General features: G+C 39.7%; 21 protein-coding genes. 16 read left to right on the top strand and 5 right to left on the bottom strand.

What is annotated here, in order from left to right:
• Positions 1 to 25: 25 nt before the first annotated feature.
• Positions 26 to 529: a ferritin gene (locus PQ478_RS01060; RefSeq protein ID WP_075683729.1), complete on the bottom strand. Its 504-nt coding sequence runs from the start codon at positions 527 to 529 to the stop codon at positions 26 to 28.
• Positions 530 to 738: 209 nt separating this feature from the next.
• Between PQ478_RS01060 and PQ478_RS01065 the strand changes: the two genes are divergently transcribed.
• From PQ478_RS01065 to PQ478_RS01075, 3 genes are all read left to right on the top strand, one after another.
• Entirely contained in the window at positions 739 to 2,043 is a 1,305-nt protein-coding gene (locus PQ478_RS01065; protein ID WP_289235557.1) for a uracil/xanthine transporter, read from the top strand.
• Between the two features lie 84 nt (positions 2,044 to 2,127).
• The gene (locus PQ478_RS01070; RefSeq protein ID WP_238457438.1) at positions 2,128 to 2,754 is read left to right on the top strand and encodes a peroxiredoxin; all 627 of its coding nucleotides are present in this window, start codon (positions 2,128 to 2,130) and stop codon (positions 2,752 to 2,754) included.
• A gap of 177 nt (positions 2,755 to 2,931) precedes the next feature.
• Positions 2,932 to 3,264, top strand: a complete 333-nt coding sequence (locus PQ478_RS01075; RefSeq protein ID WP_075683732.1) for an antibiotic biosynthesis monooxygenase family protein — start codon at positions 2,932 to 2,934, stop codon at positions 3,262 to 3,264.
• A 52-nt stretch (positions 3,265 to 3,316) separates the two neighbouring features.
• Here PQ478_RS01075 and PQ478_RS01080 read toward each other — a convergent pair whose 3' ends face one another.
• Positions 3,317 to 4,348 carry a FecCD family ABC transporter permease gene (locus tag PQ478_RS01080; protein WP_289235558.1) on the bottom strand — a complete coding sequence of 344 codons (1,032 nt, stop codon included), beginning with the start codon at positions 4,346 to 4,348 and terminating at the stop codon, positions 3,317 to 3,319.
• A complete protein-coding gene (locus tag PQ478_RS01085; RefSeq protein ID WP_289235559.1) occupies positions 4,348 to 5,385 on the bottom strand; it encodes a FecCD family ABC transporter permease in 1,038 nt (345 codons plus the stop codon). Before PQ478_RS01085 ends, PQ478_RS01080 begins: the two co-directional genes overlap by 1 nt.
• Before the next feature lie 120 nt (positions 5,386 to 5,505).
• On the opposite strand from PQ478_RS01085, the gene PQ478_RS01090 reads away from it, so the two are divergent.
• The 8 genes from PQ478_RS01090 (at position 5,506) to PQ478_RS01125 (ending at position 14,448) form a co-directional block, all read left to right on the top strand.
• The gene (locus PQ478_RS01090; RefSeq protein WP_289235560.1) at positions 5,506 to 6,273 is read left to right on the top strand and encodes a helix-turn-helix domain-containing protein; all 768 of its coding nucleotides are present in this window, start codon (positions 5,506 to 5,508) and stop codon (positions 6,271 to 6,273) included.
• Between the two features lie 152 nt (positions 6,274 to 6,425).
• Positions 6,426 to 7,421 (top strand): ABC transporter substrate-binding protein, encoded by a 996-nt coding sequence (locus PQ478_RS01095; protein ID WP_289235561.1) that lies wholly within the window; start codon positions 6,426 to 6,428, stop codon positions 7,419 to 7,421.
• A gap of 114 nt (positions 7,422 to 7,535) precedes the next feature.
• Positions 7,536 to 9,347: an IucA/IucC family protein gene (locus PQ478_RS01100; RefSeq protein ID WP_289235562.1), complete on the top strand. Its 1,812-nt coding sequence runs from the start codon at positions 7,536 to 7,538 to the stop codon at positions 9,345 to 9,347.
• On the top strand, positions 9,319 to 11,082 hold the full coding sequence (locus PQ478_RS01105) for an IucA/IucC family protein (protein ID WP_289235563.1): 1,764 nt from the start codon (positions 9,319 to 9,321) through the stop codon (positions 11,080 to 11,082). Before PQ478_RS01100 ends, PQ478_RS01105 begins: the two co-directional genes overlap by 29 nt.
• Positions 11,069 to 12,307, top strand: a complete 1,239-nt coding sequence (locus tag PQ478_RS01110; RefSeq protein ID WP_075683739.1) for an AMP-binding protein — start codon at positions 11,069 to 11,071, stop codon at positions 12,305 to 12,307. The genes PQ478_RS01105 and PQ478_RS01110 overlap by 14 nt, the downstream gene beginning before the upstream one ends.
• The gene (gene asbD, locus PQ478_RS01115; RefSeq protein WP_012957210.1) at positions 12,304 to 12,579 is read left to right on the top strand and encodes a petrobactin biosynthesis protein AsbD; all 276 of its coding nucleotides are present in this window, start codon (positions 12,304 to 12,306) and stop codon (positions 12,577 to 12,579) included. The genes PQ478_RS01110 and asbD overlap by 4 nt, the downstream gene beginning before the upstream one ends.
• Positions 12,576 to 13,601, top strand: a complete 1,026-nt coding sequence (locus PQ478_RS01120) for a DUF6005 family protein (protein WP_289235564.1) — start codon at positions 12,576 to 12,578, stop codon at positions 13,599 to 13,601. The genes asbD and PQ478_RS01120 overlap by 4 nt, the downstream gene beginning before the upstream one ends.
• Positions 13,602 to 13,620: 19 nt before the next feature.
• Positions 13,621 to 14,448, top strand: a complete 828-nt coding sequence (locus PQ478_RS01125) for a sugar phosphate isomerase/epimerase family protein (protein ID WP_289235565.1) — start codon at positions 13,621 to 13,623, stop codon at positions 14,446 to 14,448.
• A 50-nt stretch (positions 14,449 to 14,498) separates the two neighbouring features.
• On the opposite strand, the gene PQ478_RS01130 is transcribed toward PQ478_RS01125, so the two are convergent.
• Positions 14,499 to 15,695 (bottom strand): M20 family metallopeptidase, encoded by a 1,197-nt coding sequence (locus tag PQ478_RS01130; RefSeq protein ID WP_289235566.1) that lies wholly within the window; start codon positions 15,693 to 15,695, stop codon positions 14,499 to 14,501.
• A 148-nt stretch (positions 15,696 to 15,843) separates the two neighbouring features.
• Between PQ478_RS01130 and PQ478_RS01135 the strand changes: the two genes are divergently transcribed.
• Positions 15,844 to 16,023, top strand: coding sequence for a hypothetical protein (locus tag PQ478_RS01135; RefSeq protein ID WP_075683744.1), 180 nt, complete (start codon positions 15,844 to 15,846; stop codon positions 16,021 to 16,023).
• A gap of 41 nt (positions 16,024 to 16,064) precedes the next feature.
• On the opposite strand, the gene PQ478_RS01140 is transcribed toward PQ478_RS01135, so the two are convergent.
• Positions 16,065 to 16,697 carry a CBS domain-containing protein gene (locus tag PQ478_RS01140; RefSeq protein WP_289235567.1) on the bottom strand — a complete coding sequence of 211 codons (633 nt, stop codon included), beginning with the start codon at positions 16,695 to 16,697 and terminating at the stop codon, positions 16,065 to 16,067.
• A gap of 97 nt (positions 16,698 to 16,794) precedes the next feature.
• On the opposite strand from PQ478_RS01140, the gene PQ478_RS01145 reads away from it, so the two are divergent.
• The 4 genes from PQ478_RS01145 to PQ478_RS01160 all read left to right on the top strand — a co-directional run bounded on the left by PQ478_RS01145 (position 16,795) and on the right by PQ478_RS01160 (position 20,767).
• Positions 16,795 to 18,189 carry a purine-cytosine permease family protein gene (locus PQ478_RS01145; RefSeq protein ID WP_289235568.1) on the top strand — a complete coding sequence of 465 codons (1,395 nt, stop codon included), beginning with the start codon at positions 16,795 to 16,797 and terminating at the stop codon, positions 18,187 to 18,189.
• A gap of 76 nt (positions 18,190 to 18,265) precedes the next feature.
• On the top strand, positions 18,266 to 18,967 hold the full coding sequence (locus PQ478_RS01150) for a DsbA family oxidoreductase (RefSeq protein WP_289235569.1): 702 nt from the start codon (positions 18,266 to 18,268) through the stop codon (positions 18,965 to 18,967).
• 138 nt (positions 18,968 to 19,105) lie between these two features.
• Complete coding sequence (locus PQ478_RS01155) at positions 19,106 to 19,993, top strand: transporter substrate-binding domain-containing protein (RefSeq protein ID WP_083633545.1); 888 nt, start codon at positions 19,106 to 19,108, stop codon at positions 19,991 to 19,993.
• 72 nt (positions 19,994 to 20,065) lie between these two features.
• Positions 20,066 to 20,767 carry an amino acid ABC transporter permease gene (locus PQ478_RS01160; protein ID WP_289235570.1) on the top strand — a complete coding sequence of 234 codons (702 nt, stop codon included), beginning with the start codon at positions 20,066 to 20,068 and terminating at the stop codon, positions 20,765 to 20,767.
• Positions 20,768 to 20,779 lie beyond the last annotated feature (12 nt).

Here is a 20,779-nt window from a genome sequence, read left to right on the forward strand (position 1 = left end):
CCCGCAATTGCTGCGGGGCTTTCTTCTATTCACCAGGTGTAAATGTTCGTTTCGCAAACTCATTATCCATCATGAAGAACGCATTGCTGTCATTATCAATACGCTTTAGTTTTTGAATAATGCTGTCAAACATATCTTCTTCTTCTACCTGCTCTTCAATAAACCATTTTAGAAAGTTAATTGTGGCATGCTCTCTTACATCCCATGCTAAATCAGAGAGATGATAGATCCGTTTTGTGACTACTTTTTCTTGAGTTAATGCTTTTTCAAACACATCTAAAATGGAACGGAACTCATTATTAGGTGTCTCAAATCCTGAAATGACAGCTCGCTCTCCTAAGGTATTAATAAAATTATAAAACTTCATTGCGTGAAATCTCTCTTCTTCTGCTTGGACTAAAAAGAAGTTAGCAAATCCGTCTATCCCCTCAGCAGAACAGTAGGCTGCCATCGCCATATACGTGTGAGCAGAATAAAATTCAAAGTTCATTTGCTCATTTAAAGCTTCGAGAAGTTTATCATTTAACATTAAAAACCCTCCTTAAAATTCCTATTAAGTAGTATGCCTAATACCTTGTACCATTCATTCTAGCTTTATTACTAATTTCCTTTCCCTTCTTTTATGAATCTGAATCATTTTCCTTTATGTAATGAAACCTCTTCTTTTTTCGTCTCTCTAAATGTATGCTTAAGAGGTAGATTATAAAATTTCGTAGTGATTAAAACGTGGTGATTAAAATGAAGAAATGGGTATCAGCTTTTACACTGACATCGTCTGTTCAATGGTTATTTTTTATTTTTGCCAACACGATCGTTGTCCCTCTTTCAGTGGCACAAGCCTTCCAAGTCCCTTCTGAAACCGTTACATTAATGCTTAGCAGTTCACTGATCTTTACAGGACTGGCATGTATGATTCAAGGGCTTTTCGGGCATAGGTATCCTTTAATGGAAGGACATTCTGGGCTTTTATGGGGAGTCATGCTCAATCTTGGTTTATCAGCTTCTGCTATGGGCATGTCGTACACGCAAATAGGCGGGGGGCTTGCAACTGGCATTCTTTTAGCCGGGGTAGTAACGATTCTTCTTGTTGCATTAAACTGGATTCAATATGTCCAGCGGATCTTCACTCCTATGGTCATGAGTGTTTATTTATTTTTACTGACCTTTCAATTAATTTTTGTTTTCTTTCAAGGAATGCTTGGCATTACAGAGCAGGGAATAATCAATATTCCCGTCAGCATTCTTTCCTTAGTGCTCGTTGTTTTCGTGAGCATATTAAAAATAAAAGGGTCAAAAATGATCAGCAACTTTTCCATATTAATAGGAATCGTAGTCGGCTGGATCATTTATGCTGCGGTGTTTCCAAACGAAGGAGAGCCTGTGGTGATGCAGGGACTGTCTTTTGCTCTTTACCCATTAGGAACGCCGAATTTGGAGTATGGAATTATCGCTGTTGCTTTTTTTGCAGGAATGTTAAATTTGACGAACACGGTTGCTTCTATCCAAGCAGCCGCAGAATTATTTAAGGATACACCTAATGCAGGGCAGTATCGCAGATCGTTTTTTTGGACCGGCTTTTTCTCGATTATCGTTTCAGGCTTTGGTCTTGTACCATATACGCCATTCACTTCATCGATCGGCTTTTTAGAAAGTACACAAATTTACCGGAAGGAACCTTTTTTACTGGCAGGAGGAATGCTCTCATTAGTAGGGCTGATCCCACCAGTTACAGCCTTTTTGATTACTCTTCCTATTTCAGTTGGGAATGCCGTTCTTTTTGTAGCGTATCTTCAATTGTTTGGAACCGCATTTAACAGCTTAAGAGGAGAACGCTTTACTTCTAACACCATTTTCAGACTGGCAGGTCCTTTGCTCTTAGGTGTCAGTTTAATGGCGATTTCGCCTACAGCATTTAACGGAATTCCTAATCTCCTTCAACCGATCATTTCAAATGGGCTGATCATGGGTGTTGTCTTATCTATCTGTCTAGAACGTTTTATCTCCTGGGAGTATATAGATCAAGAGATGCAAAAAGCTTCTTAGTAAAGAAGCTTTTTTGTTTTGAATTAAACAGTATAGGCTGAGCCCTCTTGTGCATAGAATGGTAAAATGAATGGGGGTGAGCGGATGAGGCATCAACACAATGCATTTACAGTACATGATGTAGAGCAATGTGATCTTCCTTTTTGTGCGCAAACGAATGATACGGCCCCGTTGTTTACAGCTGAGACTTATCACTCGACAACTGATCGCATTGAAAAAATAAATCTTGTTGATTATCGAGGGAAATGGACGATTTTATTGTTTTATTCGAGTGACTTCACCTTCGTTTGACCAACGGAATTAGCAGCGGTCGCTGCTCTTTATCCTGAGCTTCAAGCCTTAGGTGCAGATGTCCTTGGAATCAGTACAGATAGCGTGTATGCCCATAAAGTTTTCACAAAAGTCTCTCCTAATGCAGCAAGAGTAACCTATCCGCTTGTTAGCGATCGGAATCAAGCGATCTCAAGAGCCTATAGAATATTAGATGCAAAAGGCGGCTATGCCATGCGAGGCACGGTCATTATAAGCCCTGAAGGAATCATAAAAGCAAGAAGCGTCTATCCCCCTGAAGTAGGGAGGAACGCTTTTGAAATCCTACGCTTAATCCAAGGCCTTCAGCATAATCAGCAGACAGGTCAAGGCATACCAGCCAATTGGGTTTCTGGGCAATCAGCCATTACACCGGACCAAGGCCTGATCGGTGAAGTTTAGCAAGTTTCTGACCATTATGCGCGGGTTCACAGAGTAATCGATTCACCTTTACAGAAGAAAAAAAAGCTGCTTTCCTGCTTATGTAATCAGGAAAGCAGCTTTTTTTATATCTTTTTAATTGAAAATGATTATCTATATCAATTATAATGATGTTATCACCATAAGGAGGGATTTTCCATGTTTGTTCAAGTGAAAACATTGGTAGTAGAAGAAGGATACGCGGATAAAATGGTTGAAAAATTTGCGACGGAGGGGATCATTGAAGAGCAGCCTGGTTTCTTAGATCTCACTGTTTTACAAAAAAAGAAGCGTAGAGGCCATGAAGAAATTATGGTTTTAATTCGTTGGGAGTCAGAAGAAGCATGGAAAGCTTGGGAAACAAGCGAATTGCACCTTGCTGGCCATAGAGCAAATCGCGGTAAGCCAAAGCCAGCTTTTATTCATGAAGGCGGGCAAGATGTATATAACGTCATTGGAACAAAAGAATATAGAGAACCTGTTTCAAAATAAACAAAAGCCCATCCGTAGGACTTAAACGAGCTTGATAACGGATGGGCTTTCTTTATGCTTTAACCCCATTACCTCGTTTAGTAAGAAGCATGTAAATTAGATAGGGGGCGCCAATGACAGAAATGACGATACCCACTGGAATATCAGCCGGAGCTAAGAGATTCTTTCCTACAAAATCGGAAAAGAGCAGAATAAGCATGCCGATCAGCGCTGAGGCGGGCAGAAGGCTGTAGAAGTTTGGTCCGGTTAAACGCCTTGCAAGATGAGGTGCTAATAAACCTAAGAAAGAAATACCCCCGCCAACTGCCACACAAGCACCAGCTAATGCCGCAGCAAGCAGCAGCAATATTCTTCTTTCACGCTCTACATTCATTCCAAGTGCATATGGTACAGGGTCACTAAGCTGCAGCAGATTCATCGTTTTCGCTTTAAAAAATGCAAAGGGAAGTAAAACAATGATCCATGGAAGAAGGGCATTAACATAGCGCCATTGGGTGCCCCAAATACTTCCTGTTAACCAAATGGTTGCTTGTTGAAAATCTCTTGGGTCCATTTTCAGTTGAATAATAATAAGAAGTGCCCCGCATAACGCATTAAAGCCGATCCCTATTAATAGCAGCCGGCCAGGATCTACTCCACCTTTAAAAGACAATGAATAGATTAACAAAGCGACTGTAAGTGCACCAATAAACGCAAAGACAGGCAGTGCAAATGGAGAGACAACACCTGTTGTGCCAGCTTGTTTGAAAACAAAGATAAACAATACAACGGCAAGGCCTGCTCCGGCGTTGATTCCTAAAATCCCTGGATCCGCTAATGCATTACGGGAAAGTCCTTGTAAAATAGCACCAGAAACAGCAAGACCTGCACCAATTAACAACGCTATAATCATACGCGGCAGCCTTAATTGATAGAGGACAAGTTCTTGATTAGCTGTTCCATTTCCAAGGAATGTCTGGATAATCTCAGATAAGGAAAGCGGCATAATGCCAGTAGAGAGATTAAGTATAAAGGTCCCGAAAATCAAGAATATGATGATCAGAAGAGCTTTCTTCGATTGATGATATGCATTGATCCATTCCATTACATACTTCTTCCTTTCACACGAGCTAAATATAGAAAAAAGGGCACACCGATAAGAGCAGTGATAGCGCCTACAGGTGTCTCAAAAGGCGGGTTAATCATCCTCGCTCCTATATCAGCAACAACTAGTAAAAATGATCCTAGAATAGCACTTAGTGGAAGGATATACCTGTAATCAACACCCACAAGAGACCGAACAATATGAGGTACGACTAAACCGATAAAGCCAATAGCTCCAGCAATTGACACCGCAGTTCCTGATAATAAAACAACGGCTGCTAGGCTCAGCCACCTTACTAGATGAAGCGAATGGCCGAGTCCTGTGGCGATGTCATCTCCCATTGTAAGCGTAGTTAGAGAGCGGCTCATGATAAAGGCAATGGCTAAACCTGCAATGACTGTAGGAAAAAGTATGTACACATGAATCCACTTTGCTCCCGATAATCCCCCAGCAAACCAAAAGCTTAAATCTTGAGAGACTTGATAATAAAGAGCAATGCCAGTAGATAATGAACTAAATAACATACTAAGAGCTGCTCCGGCGAGCGTAAGTGTGACGGGAGATAACTGTTCTTTTGATACCACAGAGAATAGTAAGACCAAAATGGCTCCAAGAGCTGCCCCCATAAAAGACCAGCCAAGAAGAAGCCAGTACGAAAGATTAGTAAAAAAGGCTAATGCTATAGCAATAAAGAGAGCGGACCCTTGAGTGATCCCGATTATGGAAGGGTCAGCAAGAGGGTTTCGAGTCAACCCCTGCATAAGTGTTCCTGCCACAGCTAAAGCGGCTCCAACCAAGGCCGCAGTTAAGGCTCTAGGTATACGAACCTCGTGAATAAGCTGATGCTCAATTAAATCAGGGGTAAAGGATGTAAGTGAATCTAGAATAATAGAAGGGGGAATCCACACCGCACCGAGACCGATTGAGAATATTAGACTAACTAATACTCCGCATAATCCTGCAATCATCCAGCGGCCGGGATGGCCATTTTTAGATAAAAAACTTCTTGTTTTACTTGTTTTCGATAGTATTGACATGATTGTTGATCCCTCTTATAAAATAATTAATGAAAATGATTATCATTTTCGCTATGATTGATTATAAATCTACTATTCATTTGGTAAATTTGTCAATTTATTTTTTGAGAGGGTTTTGATATGACTACAAATTATGAGTGTATTCTTCAGCTAAAGTTTGCTTCTTTTCACATGTTAAATCAGTGCGAGATGCTTGATGTTTCGACCGAAAGAAATGAAATAATATTACTATACATAGAAATGGGTGAAGTACAGGTGAAGAAAGCAGATACGCAGAGTACTTATCAGGAGGGAGAGGTTTTCTGGGCTCATAAAACAGATAGAATCTATGCTTTTAATCATGAAGTTAAACTTTATGTTGCGAATGTTTGGATAGATTACGATAGATTAAAAGAACTGTCTTTACCTTTGCTAAACAAAGCACCAAAATCTAAAATTTCCCCCTTGTGGGAAGGGCTTCTTAGTGTTTCAAAAGATTCTTTTAATAATTACTGTAAACAACAGACTCTTTTCTGGAGCTTGCTAGATTTAATTACGCAAGAGCATACATCGTACCCTGGGAAAATGGAAATCATTATTGAAGAAATTACTAATCATATAGTTGACCCTCATATGGAACCTCTTACTGTTTCAGAGCTTGCAAAGAAGGCTAATATGACGCCTGCATCATTTTCAAGAGCGTTTAAAAGACATACGGGGTCTTCTCCTAAAGAGTTTATAAACAGCTGTCGTATAAAAAAAGCAAAGGAGCTAATGAGAGAGAAAAAGGATATTACATTAAAAGAAGTTGCAGACCTTGCTGGATTTCAAGATGAATTTTACTTTAGTAAATTGTTTAAGAAAAAAGAAGGAGTAGCTCCATCTATCTTTAAAAAAGAATTGCCGTGATCAACTAATTAAATATAGAAATAGTCAGTGGAAGGAAAGAAGCAGGGAATCATTTGTACATGAATAAAGGTAAAAATGACCATGTTCTTTTTAATTGATAATACTTATCATTGATAATGAATTTCATTATTGATTGTGCAGGGGGAAAAAAGATGAGAAGAAGATGGACACTATTGGCTTTGTTATGCTTGATTGCAGTGACTTTATTAGCTGCATGCGGTAATAGTTCGGAAGAGTCTACTGGGGCTACGGCAGAAGAAGATTCCGAAACAGTAGAAGAGACAGAAGAGAATAGTTCAGAAGAGTCAAGTGAGAATGAATCACCTAGCAGTTACACTGTTGAACATTTGTATGGTGAAACAGAAGTGCCGGCTAATCCAGAAAAGGTAGTAGTATTATCACATGTGTCATGGGAAGGTTCATTAGTTTCTGTTGGAGTCGAGCCTTATGCTGTAATGGCGTATGACAACGAGTTTCCTCCGCATTTAACAGAAGAGTTAGAGAACGTAATGGCACTTCCATATTCTGATGAGATTAACCCAGAAGAAATTGTTCAGTTAGATCCTGATTTGCTTATTATCAGCGACCGTTATCAACCGTTATATGAGCAGCTTTCTGATTCGATCCCAACTGTCGTAGTAGAAGTTGGCGGGGACTGGAGAGATGACCATTTAAAAGTAACTGAAGCTGTAGGGAAACTTGAAGAAGGTCAAAAAGTGATTGATGAGCTAGAAGCAGAGGCAGAAGATATTGGCGAGCGTATTCGTGAGGCGGTTGGTGAAGAAACATTTATGGCTGTTTCCATTAACAAGCAAGACATTCGTGTGTATGGAAGAAACAATCATGCAACCAATGCTTTATTGTTTGATGATCTTAAGCTGACGCCAGCAGAGAACATTCCTGATGACTTTGGTGAAAATATCTCGATTGAGGGCTTAGTGAAGTACAATCCAGATCATATTATTGACGTCACATACTTTAATAGCGGTGAATTTTATGACAACGTCACTCAAGGTGAGGTATGGAATGGGTTAAATGCTGTTAAAGAAGATAATGTGCATACATTAACAACAACTTGGGGATTTTGGGATCCAATTGAACGTCAAAAAGGTTTAAAAGAAATTGAAAACCTTTTATTAGGAGAGTAGTGAGTAAACAGATCTCATTTCACGAAGGAAAAGCGGGGAAACCCGTTTTTTTCTTCATTCTAATTGAGAATGAGTATCAATTACTAGGTAAATAGAAGTAGAAAGGATGAGAGTATGCAAAGCACAGCCAAGCTAATTGCAGAACAAGCTTCATTTAAAGCATTCTTGAATTGCTATGTACGTGAGATGGATGTTAGAGAGGTAGTAAGGCTAGAGGAGGCAGAAGATCAAGAGGTTAAAAAACAAATGAATGAACCCTATATCCTTTTTATATCTCTGCCCCATCAATCACTTACATATGCAATTGGAGTAACGTATAAGTCCCTTGTAGGCACTCATTCTTTCGGAAACGTATATAAGCAATCCCCCTATTGTAGTGAGTGGGTACAAGAAGAGAAGCTGCAAGCAATGATTACACTCATCCGAGAATTACATATGAGAGCAAATGCTGAATCAAGAGCAGGGGATTCTCATTTCGATGAATTACTCCTTAGGCTAATAGATAGCTATCAAACAATGGCACAATTCATTGACCACGCAATAAAAAAAGAAGAAACAGCCTCTCCTAGAAGTCGAGAATTTATTGATTTTGAACAGTCGCTGGTATTTGGTCACTGGCTTCATCCTACTCCAAAAAGCAGACAAGGGATCGCAAGCTGGCAGCATGAACGCTTTAGTCCAGAGAAGAATGGACATTTTCAATTGCATTATTTTAAGGTGAACAATTCTCTCATTGTTGATCAAAGTGATGGCGACGCATCTTGCGGAGAATTACTTTTACGTGAGTTAGAGATTAGAGAGCAGCCACCTGGTTGGTCCTTGCTGCCAGTCCATCCATTACAAGCACAATGGCTTATAACTCAGCCTCAAGTAAAAACATTAATGGATAAAGGCTTAATTGAAGAAGCAGGTGCAATGGGGCCGGAATTCTATGCTACTTCATCCATTAGAACAGTGTATAACAAGAAAAGTAACTGGATGTTTAAGTTTTCCATACCGGTGAAGGTAACGAATTCACTGCGTAATAACCAAAAACATGAATTGTACGCAGGCCGCAATATGACAAAGCTATTAAAGAAACTCCCTTTGCTTAAAGAATACCCTTCTTTTCAATTTATTCATGACCCAGCATTTCTTACTGTAAATATTCCAGGAATGAAAGAGAGCGGGTTTGAGGTCATTATTAGATCGAACCCTTTTACAAATGGAAATGTAGCCGGTGTGACTCCAATCGCAGCACTTATTCAAGATGCACTTCCTGGGAGGAAATCGATGCTCCAACAGCTTATAGAGGAACTGGCAATGGATGAGGGGAGAAGTCAAGAAGATGTTAGTTTTGATTGGTTTAAGAACTATTTTGAGAAGACGGTCATACCACTCATCCATTTATATGATACGTATGGGATTGCCTTAGAAGCTCACCAGCAAAACAGCTTAATTGATCTTTCTGCCGGCTACCCTGCTTCTTTTTATTACCGCGATAACCAGGGGTATTACCTATCCACACAATATAGAGAACGACTCTTGAAAATGGAGGAATCCTTACAGAAAACACCTGAGCTCTTTTATGAAGAGAAGCTGATCGAAGAACGGTTTACGTATTATTTATTTATAAATCATTTGTTTTCTATTGTTTATCGTTTCGGGGCAGATGGTCTACTAGAAGAGAATGTAATACTTGACTATATTCAAGATCAACTCAAAGAGATGTATACCTTATGTCATGGTGCTGGCAAGAGATTACTAGAGATGCTTCTTACGAGAGAAAAGTTAGCTTTTAAAGCAAATTTACTCACTAGATTTCATGATGTAGATGAACTTACTGCAGCTCTAGAACAAGCTGTTTACGCAACGCTTGATAATCCATTTACATCTAAAGAAAAAGGAGAGGTCCCTTATGCAGGTAGAGAAAGTGCCAAAGTCTAAAGCTGCTCTTAGAGTAAGGAAGCAGCTAGTTGAAGCAATACTATTTGAGAAGATGCTTCCTTATAAAGAGGAGAGGGTTAGTAGGGAGCTTAGTCACTTTTTTATACATGGAAGGTCAGCTACGTTTAGGTGTACAGGAAAGATATCTGCATTTGGACGGATTCGTATTGAGGAGGAGCTGGTTTACAAACTAACCTCAAGCGGGGAGATCCATCAAGCGGTCATTGCTGAATTTATTGCAGAGTTAAATCCAGAGGCAGAGATAGGCCGCCTTCTTCTACAAGAACTAGAGCAAACGATTTACTTAACAGATTGGAACGAAGAACACATACCCCAGCTTTTATCGAGAAGACAGATAAATGGGCTTGATTTAGATTCGGCCATCATAGAAGGACATCCATATCATCCATGTTTTAAAGCAAGAACGGGATTTACGGTGCGGGACCACAAAATATATGGTCCGGAGGCCGGACAAGAATTTTCGTTAGTATGGCTTGCTGTGAAAAGGAAAGACCTGAAATTTAATTATCCTAAAGAAGAACAAAGCTTCTGGCAGAAAGAGTTAGGCACGAACCAATGGAGGGATCTAGTCTTAGCCTTATGCCAAAAAGGGGGGCAGCTTGATGAGTACACTTTTTTACCTGTCCATCCTTGGCAATGGGACGCAATAAAGGAACAATATGCGGACTCCCTAGAAAGCTATGACATCATTGAATTAGGTGAATTTGGAGATTTATATAGAGCTACCCAATCTGTTCGAACGCTCATGAATCGGTCTAATCCACAGAGAGCCATGATCAAGCTATCTATGAATATGGTTCATACCTCTTCTGTCAGGACGCTGGTGCCGCACTCTGTTTGCACAGCTCCGGCTCTATCTGATTGGCTGCATAAGGTCCTTTTATCAGATGACTATTTACTAGATAAAGGTGTAGTGATGTTAAAAGAATACGCAGGGGCATTATTTGAGCCAAAAGGTTGTCAAAGTAATGATTCGTCTGGTCAATTAGCTGTTATCTGGCGGGAGAACATAACAAACTATTTGAAGAGTAATGAAGAATTTATTCCTTTTAACGCAATATTGCTAAAAGAGAAAGATGGTCATTTATTCATCTCCGAGTGGATCAAAAAATACGGAGTAGAAAAATGGGTTACTCAATTAATTAAGACGGCAGTTATTCCTGTTTGGCATCTATTAGTTAACCACGGCATCGCTCTTGAGGCGCATAGCCAAAACATGCTATTGATTCATAAAGAGGGCTGGCCGCTCAGGGTGGCACTGAGAGATTTTCACGAGAGCGTTGAATATGTCGATTCCTTTCTTAAAAGCAAGGAAAGTTTGCCCGATTTTACGCAGCTTGATGAAGTATATAACGGAGCAAAGGACAATCAATATTATTGGATGCAAGAAGTAGAAGCCCTACGCGAACTTGTGATGGATACGTTGTTTGTGTATAACCTTTCTGAGTTGTCATTCCTGCTTGATAGGGAAGGTTTCATTTCTGAAGAGCAGTTCTGGGAGCTTGTAGATAAAGAACTAACTGACTATATAAGTTGTTTTCCGGAAAATAGAGAGAGAGCGGCCCATATCGACTATAGAAGAGAGAATATCATGGCGGAATCATTATTAAAAAAGAAGCTAAATCGAGAAAGCCAGATCGAACATAGGCATTTGGTGTCAAACTCGCTTGCTATAAATAAAGACACACGGAGGGCAGAACATGTTCTATGTTAACGATACGTATTATTCACACCAAGACCTAGACGAGCAATTTAAGGTATTTGACCAGCTTGATTACTTAAAAGAGTGCGATCGTCATCGAATCGCTGTCTGTCATGAAGATGCATTTATCTTATTAGCGTTGTACTTTTATATAAAGAAAAAAGGTGGGTCAGTCGCGCCGATACATGCAAAGAATCCACTAGGGGCAGCAATTCGGACGGCTGAACATACCAAATCACATTATTTAATTCATCATGATATCGAAAGTCCGATTCAATTAAAGAAAGAGGGAGATGATCACAGCGGCTCTCTAATTCAATTGAGTTCAGGGACCACGGGAGAGCCTAAGTGTATTGAACGGTCCTGGGCCTCTATTGATAGGGAACTAGAGAATTATAATGTCAAGCTCTCTATTAATATGGTCACAACATCGATTGTCGCATGCCCTGTAAATCATTCGTACGGGTTAATAAGCGGGGTGTTGGCAGCAATGAAAAGAGGGTCTGTGCCAGTCATTATTACGAATCCCAATCCAAAATACATTGTGAAAAAATTAAAAGAATACCCTGTACATATCCTCTATGCTGCACCGACATTATTGTATACCTTGTCAAGGTTGCTGCCAATAGAGGAACGTTTTTACGCTGTTATGACCTCTGGCACACTTTTACCGGATGCTTGGTTTCGGCTGCTTCAAAAAAAATCACAACGAGTGCTGCAACAATACGGCTGCTCAGAAGCAGGATGTGTAAGTGTGAATGCAAATGTATCAGAAGCAAATGCAATCGGGAAGGTATTGTCTCATCTAGATGTGACGAGCGGGCAAGGCAAAGAAAACCCTGAAGAGATACTCATTAAAATAGACAAACAAACAATCCAAACAAAAGATTTAGGATATTTTGATGAGCAAGGGACTCTTCATTTTCTTGAGCGAATCGATGAGATGATCAATGTCGCTGGATTAAATGTGTACCCGCATGAAGTGGAAAATATCATTCGTTCGTATAAAGGAATACAAGATACAGTCGTATTTAAAAAAAGAGACGACTATGCTGGTGAACGTGTATGTGCGCTTTATTCTAGTGAAGAAGAAATTGATCCAATCAATCTCAGACAATGGTGTCAAAATAATCTAGCACCTTATCAAGTGCCTGTTGAGTGGGTACGAGTAAAGAAAGTTGATAGAATGGCGAATGGAAAAGTGAGCCGTAAAAAGCTTGGAGGGGTTTATGCATGACAGAAGAGAAGGCAATTACACTTTTATATGATATTTTAGAAAAACATCTTAATTTGCCTGCTATAGATGCTTTTCATAAGGAAGCTAGATTAAATGAAGATCTATGCATGGATTCAGTGATGATCTTACAGCTTATCCTGCACCTTGAAGTCGATTATGGGATAGAGGTGCCAGACGATGAGCTGGCTCCTAATGATTTCTATACAGTCTCAAGCTTGGCACAGTTTATTTCTTCTGTAACAAAGCAAAGTAGTATAGGTGATATGTTGTGATTAAAGTACATTGTTTTGTGAGCTGTGTGTGTGAAGTTATTAAAAAAAATGAGGGATTAGATCACCGGCCATTCTACTTCGGTGTATGGGATGCGGACTTTGACATTACAGAGGATTATGTGCTTTCTTATCACTCTGAAATTATAAATCATGACTTTTTTTGTACTTGGTATGAGCATCTATATGGAATCAAGTTAAATCGCTGGTATCAAGATGAACTGTCTAAGGAAGAGAATGTAGAGAATATGCTTAAGCTTATGGAAGATAAGCCTAGTGGACGCCATCTCATGGTCATGCTTGATTTATCGTTGCTGCCAGAGCGTGAAAATAAATTTCACCAGCGCCCTTTTCCTCATTACGTCATGCTGGATACCACTAGCAATCCAGAAGAGTGGATGATGTTTGACCCTGACTTTCGATGGGAAGGCACTCTTTTAAAAAAGAAAATTTTAAATGCGATTATGGAACCTACAGTGGGCGGCGGCTATTATTTTGATGAAAGAGAGCTGGTAAAGCCAACAGATGAAACGATTGAAGCTTATTTTAATACATGTTTGAAACTTGATTGCAACCCGATGACTGAAGGTATACGTTCTATCGTGGCTGCCTTTACAGAGGGGGAGCGCAGCAATGAACTTCATGAATTAGGTAACAGTTTAAAACAAATTCCGGTCCTGGCTATCAGGAAATATGCCTATGAACATGCATTTGCTTATTTTTTCAACGAGCTGGAGTTAGATGAGGAAGAGTTTGAGATGTGGTGTGATGAAATTGAACGTTTAGTTAAAGGATATACAACGGTTCAGTATCGTGCCATGAAGTTAGCGATGACTAGAGACGAGAAACATCAAGAAGCGATCCATATGCAGCTTGATCATCAAGATAAGCGTGAGACAGCCATAAAACATGCACTCAAGCAGTATTTTGAGAAATGGAGCAACAGGCAGAACCAAGTTGGTCAAGATAATATGAACAAAAAGAGGCTAGAAGAGGAAGGGCACCAGATCCTTTCGCTTTCATGATGAAACGGAGGCATTAATAATGAATGTATCATTATGTACGATTACGTTTAGACATCATTTGCACTCATTACAGGAGATTACGACTTGGGCGAGTGACCAAGGATTCAACGGCATTGAATTATGGGCGGTTCATGCTAAAAATGCAATAGAGGATGCAGCATTTCATAAGAAGAATATGGCTGAAAAAGGGCTGGCCGTTAGTATGCTCAGTGATTACCTGCCGCTTAATCAGTCTGTCGAACAATTAATAGAAACCACAGAAAGGAGAGCTAATTTACTAAAGCTTTGGGGTACAAATAAATTACGAACCTTTGCAGGACAAAAAGCAAGTGGAGAGGTAACTGCAGAGGAAAGGAGTCATATTGTAAAGCAGCTCCAAGCCGTTTGTAGAAGTTTAGCAGTGCATAATCAACTCCTATTAATTGAAACACACCCTAATACGCTGGCTGATACGCTTGAGTCAACGTTGCAATTAATAGAGGAAGTAGATCATCAAGCCCTGCGAATAAATTACGATGCTCTTCACATGTGGGAGGCAGGCGTGGATCCAGCTGCTGGTTTCATTGCGCTAGAACCGTATATCGAACATGTTCACTTAAAAAACATTACCTCAAGAGATCACTTAAGAGTATTTGCACCTGAAAATGTTTATGCTGCAGCTGGAACCCGGGAAGGAATGATTCCATTGTTTGAAGGATGTATCGATTATCAGAGGTTTTTCAGGCTATTGAGTGATTCTCTTGAGAAAGTTGAGGTCTCACTTGAATGGTTTGGAGAAGATGTATTTAGTGTGCTGACAAACGACCTAAGACAACTCCTGAAAGTGAATCAGAGGGTAGGAGTGTAATTAAATATAATGAGAGAAGGAGGCCGCCAGTTGCAGCCTCCTTCTATTTATTATCTATCCTCTCTAGCCACGGTACGATCAAACTCTTCTTTAATTTCTTTTACATAAGCTGGGTTGGTTAATAAATCATAACCTGTTGCAGCTAGTGTTTTAATACCTAGAATCATCGCTTCAAATCCCCTAGAATCACCAGTGGCATCACGGAATCCTTCTGTATGGGCAGAATATGGACAATTCTCCATCTTGATGTAAGGGTGAATAGACGGTGCCACTTGGCTCACATTTCCCATATCTAGTGAGCCATGGTCTTGGTCTTTTAGAATTTCCTCTGGTGCAACACCAAGAGCTATAAGATTCTCGCAATAAAGCTCAGATAACGTTTCATTCGTCGTAAGGTTATCGTAGCTAAGTTCATGGTTTGAAATCTTGAATTCACATCCCGTAGCAAGAGCTGCTGCTTCCACACAACGCTTTACCTTTGCTGACGTTTCCTCTAGAACATGCTTTTCGTTTGCGCGTATATAAAATTGTGCTTGTGCTCTTGCCGGCACAACGTTCACCACATCTCCACCGTTTGTGATAATGCCATGAATTCTCACATCATCAGGCAAGTGCTGTCTGAGAGAATTAATTAAATTAAACGTTTGTATAACTCCCTCTAGTGCATTTACGCCCTGATCCGGGCTTGCTGCTGCATGCGCCGGCTTGCCGTAAAAATCGAATTGTACAGCTTCCATTGCCATAGATGAGCCGCTTCTCTCATGAACACCAGAAGGGTGAACCATTAATGCAGCATCAAGGTCGTTTAGAAGTCCTTCATCGGCAAAGATCACTTTAGCTCCGTTCGTTTCTTCAGCTGGAGTGCCAAATACGATGACTTCACCTCCAAATTCAGCGACAGCTTCTTTTAGAGCAATGGCTGCACCAGTGCTCATCATTCCGATAAGGTTGTGTCCACAAGCATGTCCAATCTCAGGCAGGGCATCATATTCAGCAAAATAGCCAAGTGTAGGGCCTGGCTTTTTCGATTGGAATTTAGCGATGAAAGCCGTTTCTAAATCAGCGATATTCGTTTCTACTTCAAACCCATGGGTACGTAGTTCTTCAGTAAGAGCTTCCATTGCTTTAAATTCCTCGTTACCAAGCTCAGGGTTTTCCCAAATATAACGGCTGATTTGTATCCAGTTATCTTTGTGTCTTTCAACGATTTCAAAAAGAGTATCTTTGTTTAGAGCGTCCTTATTCATATTCGCATCTCCTTATATTTCCTTTTAGTTATCCTAGCTTCAGTTTAATAGAAATAAAAAAAGAAGCAAATCTTTCTATAAAAGGTGTTTAGACTTTTTAAAAAGCGGGTATGAGTACACAAATAATTGTTGTAAGGTGTGAGGAGACATGAAAAGTCATAAGCATCATAACTTAGAGGATCCATTTGTTGCGACCATCCGTGATCCGCTGGTGAGGGAGCAGATAAAACAAATGCTCGAATCCTATTATAGAGAGGGCTACCGTAAAGGCTTAGAAGAAGGCCTGCAAAAAAGAAAAGCCCCTATTGAAGAAGCGAAATTAGGCTAAATATAAAAGAGGCAGACTCATCAGCTGAGTCTGCTTTTGTTTTATTCAATTTCTAAAATGCGAAATCCATGCTTTTCAATTTCTGAGGTGACATTATCAAGGTGAGGAGATTTTTCTATCTTTATTAGAATCCGGCGAAGATAGGAAGAATCCGCTTCAAATGCGATATCGGATATGATATTAATATCATACTTATGTAGAATTTTTGTGATCGTATGTAGGGTGCCGGATTGATTATGAACCCCGATCAGAATACGTGTGCCATCAACACCTACCCCGAAACAATCTTCAAGTGTACGCTCTATGAATGAACGTTTAACAATCCCCACAAATATTCCGTTATCTAATACAGGAACAAACGGATATCTTACAATAATGGGAAGAAAATCTTCAAAGTGGCTTGTATGAAGATCAACGCTTTCATTTGCGCTGACATCAATACAGTTAGAAATTTCATGCTCATAAAGGCTGGTAAGAGTCATTCCATCATCTTGAGTTTCCATATACTCTAAAATAGATCTTTTGCTCAAAATACCAAGGTAGGAGCCTTCTTCACTCACCACTGGTAAACTGTAGTGAGAGCCTTGCATCAAAGATAGAGCCTCTTTAATCGTTATTGAAGACTGAAGTAACGTTAATTCATCTTTTGGAGTAAGACAGTTTCGGATAAACATAAAAATCCCCCCAGGTTGTATAATGTATGTCTATTATACTTTGTTTTGAGTTGTTATAATATCATAATTTTCAGATTTATTTTCGGGGGAGAAGGGAATGGGAAACGTGGGGCAGGAACGAGAGAGTCAAACTTTACATAAATCATCTAAGCCATTGGTTGAACGATATGGACTCGAGGCGGTGCCTAGAGAATTACAAACCACCAAGGCATTACAATATACTTTTATTCAAATGGCCGTCTCAGTTAATGCAGGTAATGTATTGGTTCCTGCTTTAGCAGTGACAGCAGGGGGGCTCACATTTATTCAAGCTGTCTTCTCCACAGTAATAGGAGCAGCGTTAGCTTTCTTATTTGTCTCATTTCTATCATTGCCAGGAGCAAAATACGGCATTCCAGCCCAATATTCAATACGAGCTATTCTGGGATATAAGGGAGCGCGTTATGTAGCCTCTCCTATACGGACACTTACCTCTATGTATTGGTTTGCTGTGCAAACAATAGGAGGAGCTTATTTACTAAAAGAACTGATTCTACGATCTTTTAATATAAATGTACCTTTTCTGCTCATCGCCATGATTGCAGCTACAATTATGGCCGTATTAGCGTTAATAGGGTTTGATGCGGTAAAAAGAGCAGCTAACTATTTCTTGCCTTTTCTTTTTGTTGGTGGTTTGGTCATGTTGTACCTCCTTGTAACAAGTGAAGTAGAGGGCAAGAATTTCTCTTTTCTTATTAGTGCCGCTGAGCACTCCTATTCTTTTGAAACAGTGACAATGATGTTGTTCTTTGCAAGTCTCGCTTTCGTTCAATATATATCTGGGGTAAGTGCAGCTTCTGATATGGCTCGCTATGCAAAGAGTGGAAAACATGCATTTACTGGATTATTTATCGGAAATACTGGCGGCTTCTTTTTAACTGCAATCCTTGGTGCCTACACAGCCGCTTTAACTGGTGAAGTTAATCCATATGTAGTATCGAGTCAATTGACCGACTCACCAATTTTTTTATTCCTTATTTTAGTGGCTTCCATTGCATCGATGGTGATGATAAATATCAGTAATGCCTATACTGGTGGATATAGTTTACTAAACAGTATCCCGAGTCTTGGCAGGGTGAGAAGTGCTTTGTTGTTTGGGGCTTGTGCAGTCACATTAAGTGCCTTTCCGGCTCTTGTAAATGAAGCGCAGTTATATATCTCTTATTTAGGAGTGCTTATTATTCCTCTTTCAGCTGTAATTGTAGCTGACTTTTTATCTTTGAAAAAGTTAACGTTTGAAGAAGAAGATTTTAGAAAGTTAGCAGAGAACAGCTACCGGTATAATAAATCAGGATTGATTGTATCTGCACTTGGAGCTGGAATCTATATAATCATACCTGATCACTGGTCCCCAGGGTTTATGACCTTTATAGTGACAGGTCTTGTCTACCTCTTCACGGCTCACTACATTCATAGAAAAGAAGTTAGACACCCTAATACACGGGTAAGCTAAATGGATCAAGGCGTCTGCGTTGTTGTTTTCTTAATGTGATTCTATAATTTAACTAAGATAGACAAGGGGGATTAAAATGAAAATTGAAGTGTGGTCGGATTTTGTATGTCCGTTTTGCTACATTGGCAAACGTCGATTAGAAAAGGCTTTGGAGCAATTTGAGGATAGAAATGAAGTAGAGTTAATCTTTCGCAGCTATCAGCTAGACCCAGATGCAGAGCGTAACAGTGAAGATCATTTATACGATGTATTAGCCAAAAAATATGGAATGACTAGAGAGAAAGCAAAAGAAATGAGTGATCAAGTGGCTATGCAAGCGAAAGAAGAAGGGTTAGTATTTAACTTCGATACATCCATTCGTACAAATACAGCTGATGCCCACAGGCTTGCCCATTTTGCTTATGAACAAGGAAAGGGGCTTGAAGTAACGGAGAGACTGTTAAAGGCTTACTTTACTGACTCCCTGCACATAGGTGACCGCGGCACCTTAAGCAAACTGGCAGCTGAAGCAGGGGTAGATAAGGAAGAAGCAGAGGAACTGCTATCAAGTGATCGGTTTAAGGATATAGTTGAGAAAGATCAGCAGGAGGGAATGACACTTGGAGTCAAAGGAGTTCCTTTCTTTGTATTTGAGAGAAAGTATGCTGTGTCAGGAGCGCAGCCAACTCACGTATTTTTAGATGTATTACAAAAAGTAAAGGAAGAAGCTGCGGTAGATATTTCTACTGAGCAAGAAGTTAGTGATAATGATTGTTCAGATGGTACATGTAATGTATAAGTGAACTGTCGTCAGAAGCTCTGTATTCATGCAGAGCTTTTTTATTTTGATTATTAGTAATTGACATGAGAAAATTTTCGTGGTAATTTAAGTTTACTATTCTGATTAATTTACTTGGTTTTAAGGAGGCTTATTGCATTGAAAAAATTATTATCATTGATGACTGCACTTATTTTGATATTGGTATTGGCTGCTTGCGGCGCAACGGAAGATTCAGAGCAAGATAATGAAGAAGTGACAGATAACGAAGAAACAACTGGTGAAAGTGAAGATACTTCTTGGACGGAAGTTGAAGAGGCTGGAAAGTTAGTAGTGGGTACATCTGGAACATATGCACCGATTACGTATTATAACGAAAGTAATGAGTTAACAGGGTTTGAAGTAGAGCTTGTCAAAGAGGTAGCAGATAAATTAGGTCTTGAAATTGAATTTAATACAATGGACTTTGATGGGATTCTTCCTTCATTACGAAATGGTCAAATTGATGTAGCAGCACATGATTTTGCGATTACTGAAGAACGTAAGGAAACATTTGATTTTGTCATTCCTCATAAATATTCTTACGGATCGGTTGTAGTAAGGGCTGAAGATGCTGATCGCTTTAGTGACGCTTATGATTTAGAAGGTGTAGATGTGGCACTTGGTTCACTAACAAGTAATTATGCAATTTTTGCTGATAATATTGGGGCAAATGGAACAGCTTATGATGGTGGAACAGAGGCTATTTTACGTGATGTTATGAACGGAAATACGGATGCCTACCTAAACGATCGTTTAGTCCTGCAACGTACGCTTGATGAATTTGGTGATGACCGCCTAGTAGTGGCTGATCAAGTGAAATATCATGCAACAGAAAGTGCAATGGCTGTGTTAAAAGGGAATACTGCTCTTAAAGAGAAACTAGATGAGGCTGTACAAGAGTTAATTGAAGACGGTACAGTAGCGCGTTTGTCTGAGGAGTTTCTTGGTGAGGATGTTTCTGAGCCTGTTGATGAATCAGAAGTCGTGGGTCTAGACGGAGAATAAGCCAGGATTTGAAATACAAAGGACCTTCCTTTGTATTTCTTTTTTTGAGAACTTTAATAAAGGAGGGGTAGTATGCTTGAATGGTTTAATCAAATTCAGTGGGAGTATTTATATGACCCGGAACTTGCGATGAATTCACTTCCTTTTTTACTAGAAGGTTTAAAGGTAACGATGATTATCGCTCTATTTAGTATGGTTTTTGCCCTCATTTTAGGATTACTCTTAGGAATTGCTCGGATGTCAAAGTTCTGGTTTATCAGATGGCCTGCAAGAATTTATATTTCATTTATGAGGGGAACACCTTTACTTGTATTTATCTTTATCCTTTATTATGGTATCCCGGTACTAGGGGTTGAATTTAAGAGTGCCATTGTTGCAGGGATTGTTGGAATCAGTCTTAACTTTGCTGCTTACAATGCCGAAGTGGTTAGATCAGCCATCATGTCCGTTCCGCGTGGCCAATGGGAGGCAGCTGCTTCATTGCAAATGAGTTATATTCAAACATTAAGAAGGGTCATTATCCCGCAGGCAACACGAATTGCCTTGCCGCCTACTTTTAATATTTTTATGGACATCGTAAAAGGTACTTCCCTTGCGTCCGTTATTACTGTCCAAGAATTATTGTACAGCTCAAGACTTGTGGCTGGCCGTACGTTTGATAGTATGACGATGTATATAACAGCCGCTCTTATTTATTGGGCGGTATGTATTATTATCGGTTATTTCCAAGAAAGATTAGAGAAGAGATATAATCGTTATTTAAGTAAGCGATAAAGGAGGACTCAA

It is taken from the genome of Alkalihalophilus pseudofirmus, assembly GCF_029094545.1.
Classification (GTDB): domain Bacteria; phylum Bacillota; class Bacilli; order Bacillales; family Bacillaceae_D; genus Alkalihalophilus; species Alkalihalophilus pseudofirmus.

Excerpts from the sequence above, each read along its gene's own strand:
- PQ478_RS01060 (WP_075683729.1), bottom strand. The coding sequence starts at position 529 with ATGTTAAATGATAAACTTCTCGAAGCTTTAAATGAGCAAATGAACTTT.
- PQ478_RS01065 (WP_289235557.1), top strand. The coding sequence starts at position 739 with ATGAAGAAATGGGTATCAGCTTTTACACTGACATCGTCTGTTCAATGG.
- PQ478_RS01075 (WP_075683732.1), top strand. The coding sequence starts at position 2,932 with ATGTTTGTTCAAGTGAAAACATTGGTAGTAGAAGAAGGATACGCGGAT.
- PQ478_RS01080 (WP_289235558.1), bottom strand. The coding sequence starts at position 4,348 with ATGGAATGGATCAATGCATATCATCAATCGAAGAAAGCTCTTCTGATC.
- PQ478_RS01085 (WP_289235559.1), bottom strand. The coding sequence starts at position 5,385 with ATGTCAATACTATCGAAAACAAGTAAAACAAGAAGTTTTTTATCTAAA.
- PQ478_RS01090 (WP_289235560.1), top strand. The coding sequence starts at position 5,506 with ATGACTACAAATTATGAGTGTATTCTTCAGCTAAAGTTTGCTTCTTTT.
- PQ478_RS01095 (WP_289235561.1), top strand. The coding sequence starts at position 6,426 with ATGAGAAGAAGATGGACACTATTGGCTTTGTTATGCTTGATTGCAGTG.
- PQ478_RS01100 (WP_289235562.1), top strand. The coding sequence starts at position 7,536 with ATGCAAAGCACAGCCAAGCTAATTGCAGAACAAGCTTCATTTAAAGCA.
- PQ478_RS01105 (WP_289235563.1), top strand. The coding sequence starts at position 9,319 with ATGCAGGTAGAGAAAGTGCCAAAGTCTAAAGCTGCTCTTAGAGTAAGG.
- PQ478_RS01110 (WP_075683739.1), top strand. The coding sequence starts at position 11,069 with ATGTTCTATGTTAACGATACGTATTATTCACACCAAGACCTAGACGAG.
- asbD (WP_012957210.1), top strand. The coding sequence starts at position 12,304 with ATGACAGAAGAGAAGGCAATTACACTTTTATATGATATTTTAGAAAAA.
- PQ478_RS01125 (WP_289235565.1), top strand. The coding sequence starts at position 13,621 with ATGAATGTATCATTATGTACGATTACGTTTAGACATCATTTGCACTCA.
- PQ478_RS01130 (WP_289235566.1), bottom strand. The coding sequence starts at position 15,695 with ATGAATAAGGACGCTCTAAACAAAGATACTCTTTTTGAAATCGTTGAA.
- PQ478_RS01135 (WP_075683744.1), top strand. The coding sequence starts at position 15,844 with ATGAAAAGTCATAAGCATCATAACTTAGAGGATCCATTTGTTGCGACC.
- PQ478_RS01140 (WP_289235567.1), bottom strand. The coding sequence starts at position 16,697 with ATGTTTATCCGAAACTGTCTTACTCCAAAAGATGAATTAACGTTACTT.
- PQ478_RS01145 (WP_289235568.1), top strand. The coding sequence starts at position 16,795 with ATGGGAAACGTGGGGCAGGAACGAGAGAGTCAAACTTTACATAAATCA.
- PQ478_RS01150 (WP_289235569.1), top strand. The coding sequence starts at position 18,266 with ATGAAAATTGAAGTGTGGTCGGATTTTGTATGTCCGTTTTGCTACATT.
- PQ478_RS01160 (WP_289235570.1), top strand. The coding sequence starts at position 20,066 with ATGCTTGAATGGTTTAATCAAATTCAGTGGGAGTATTTATATGACCCG.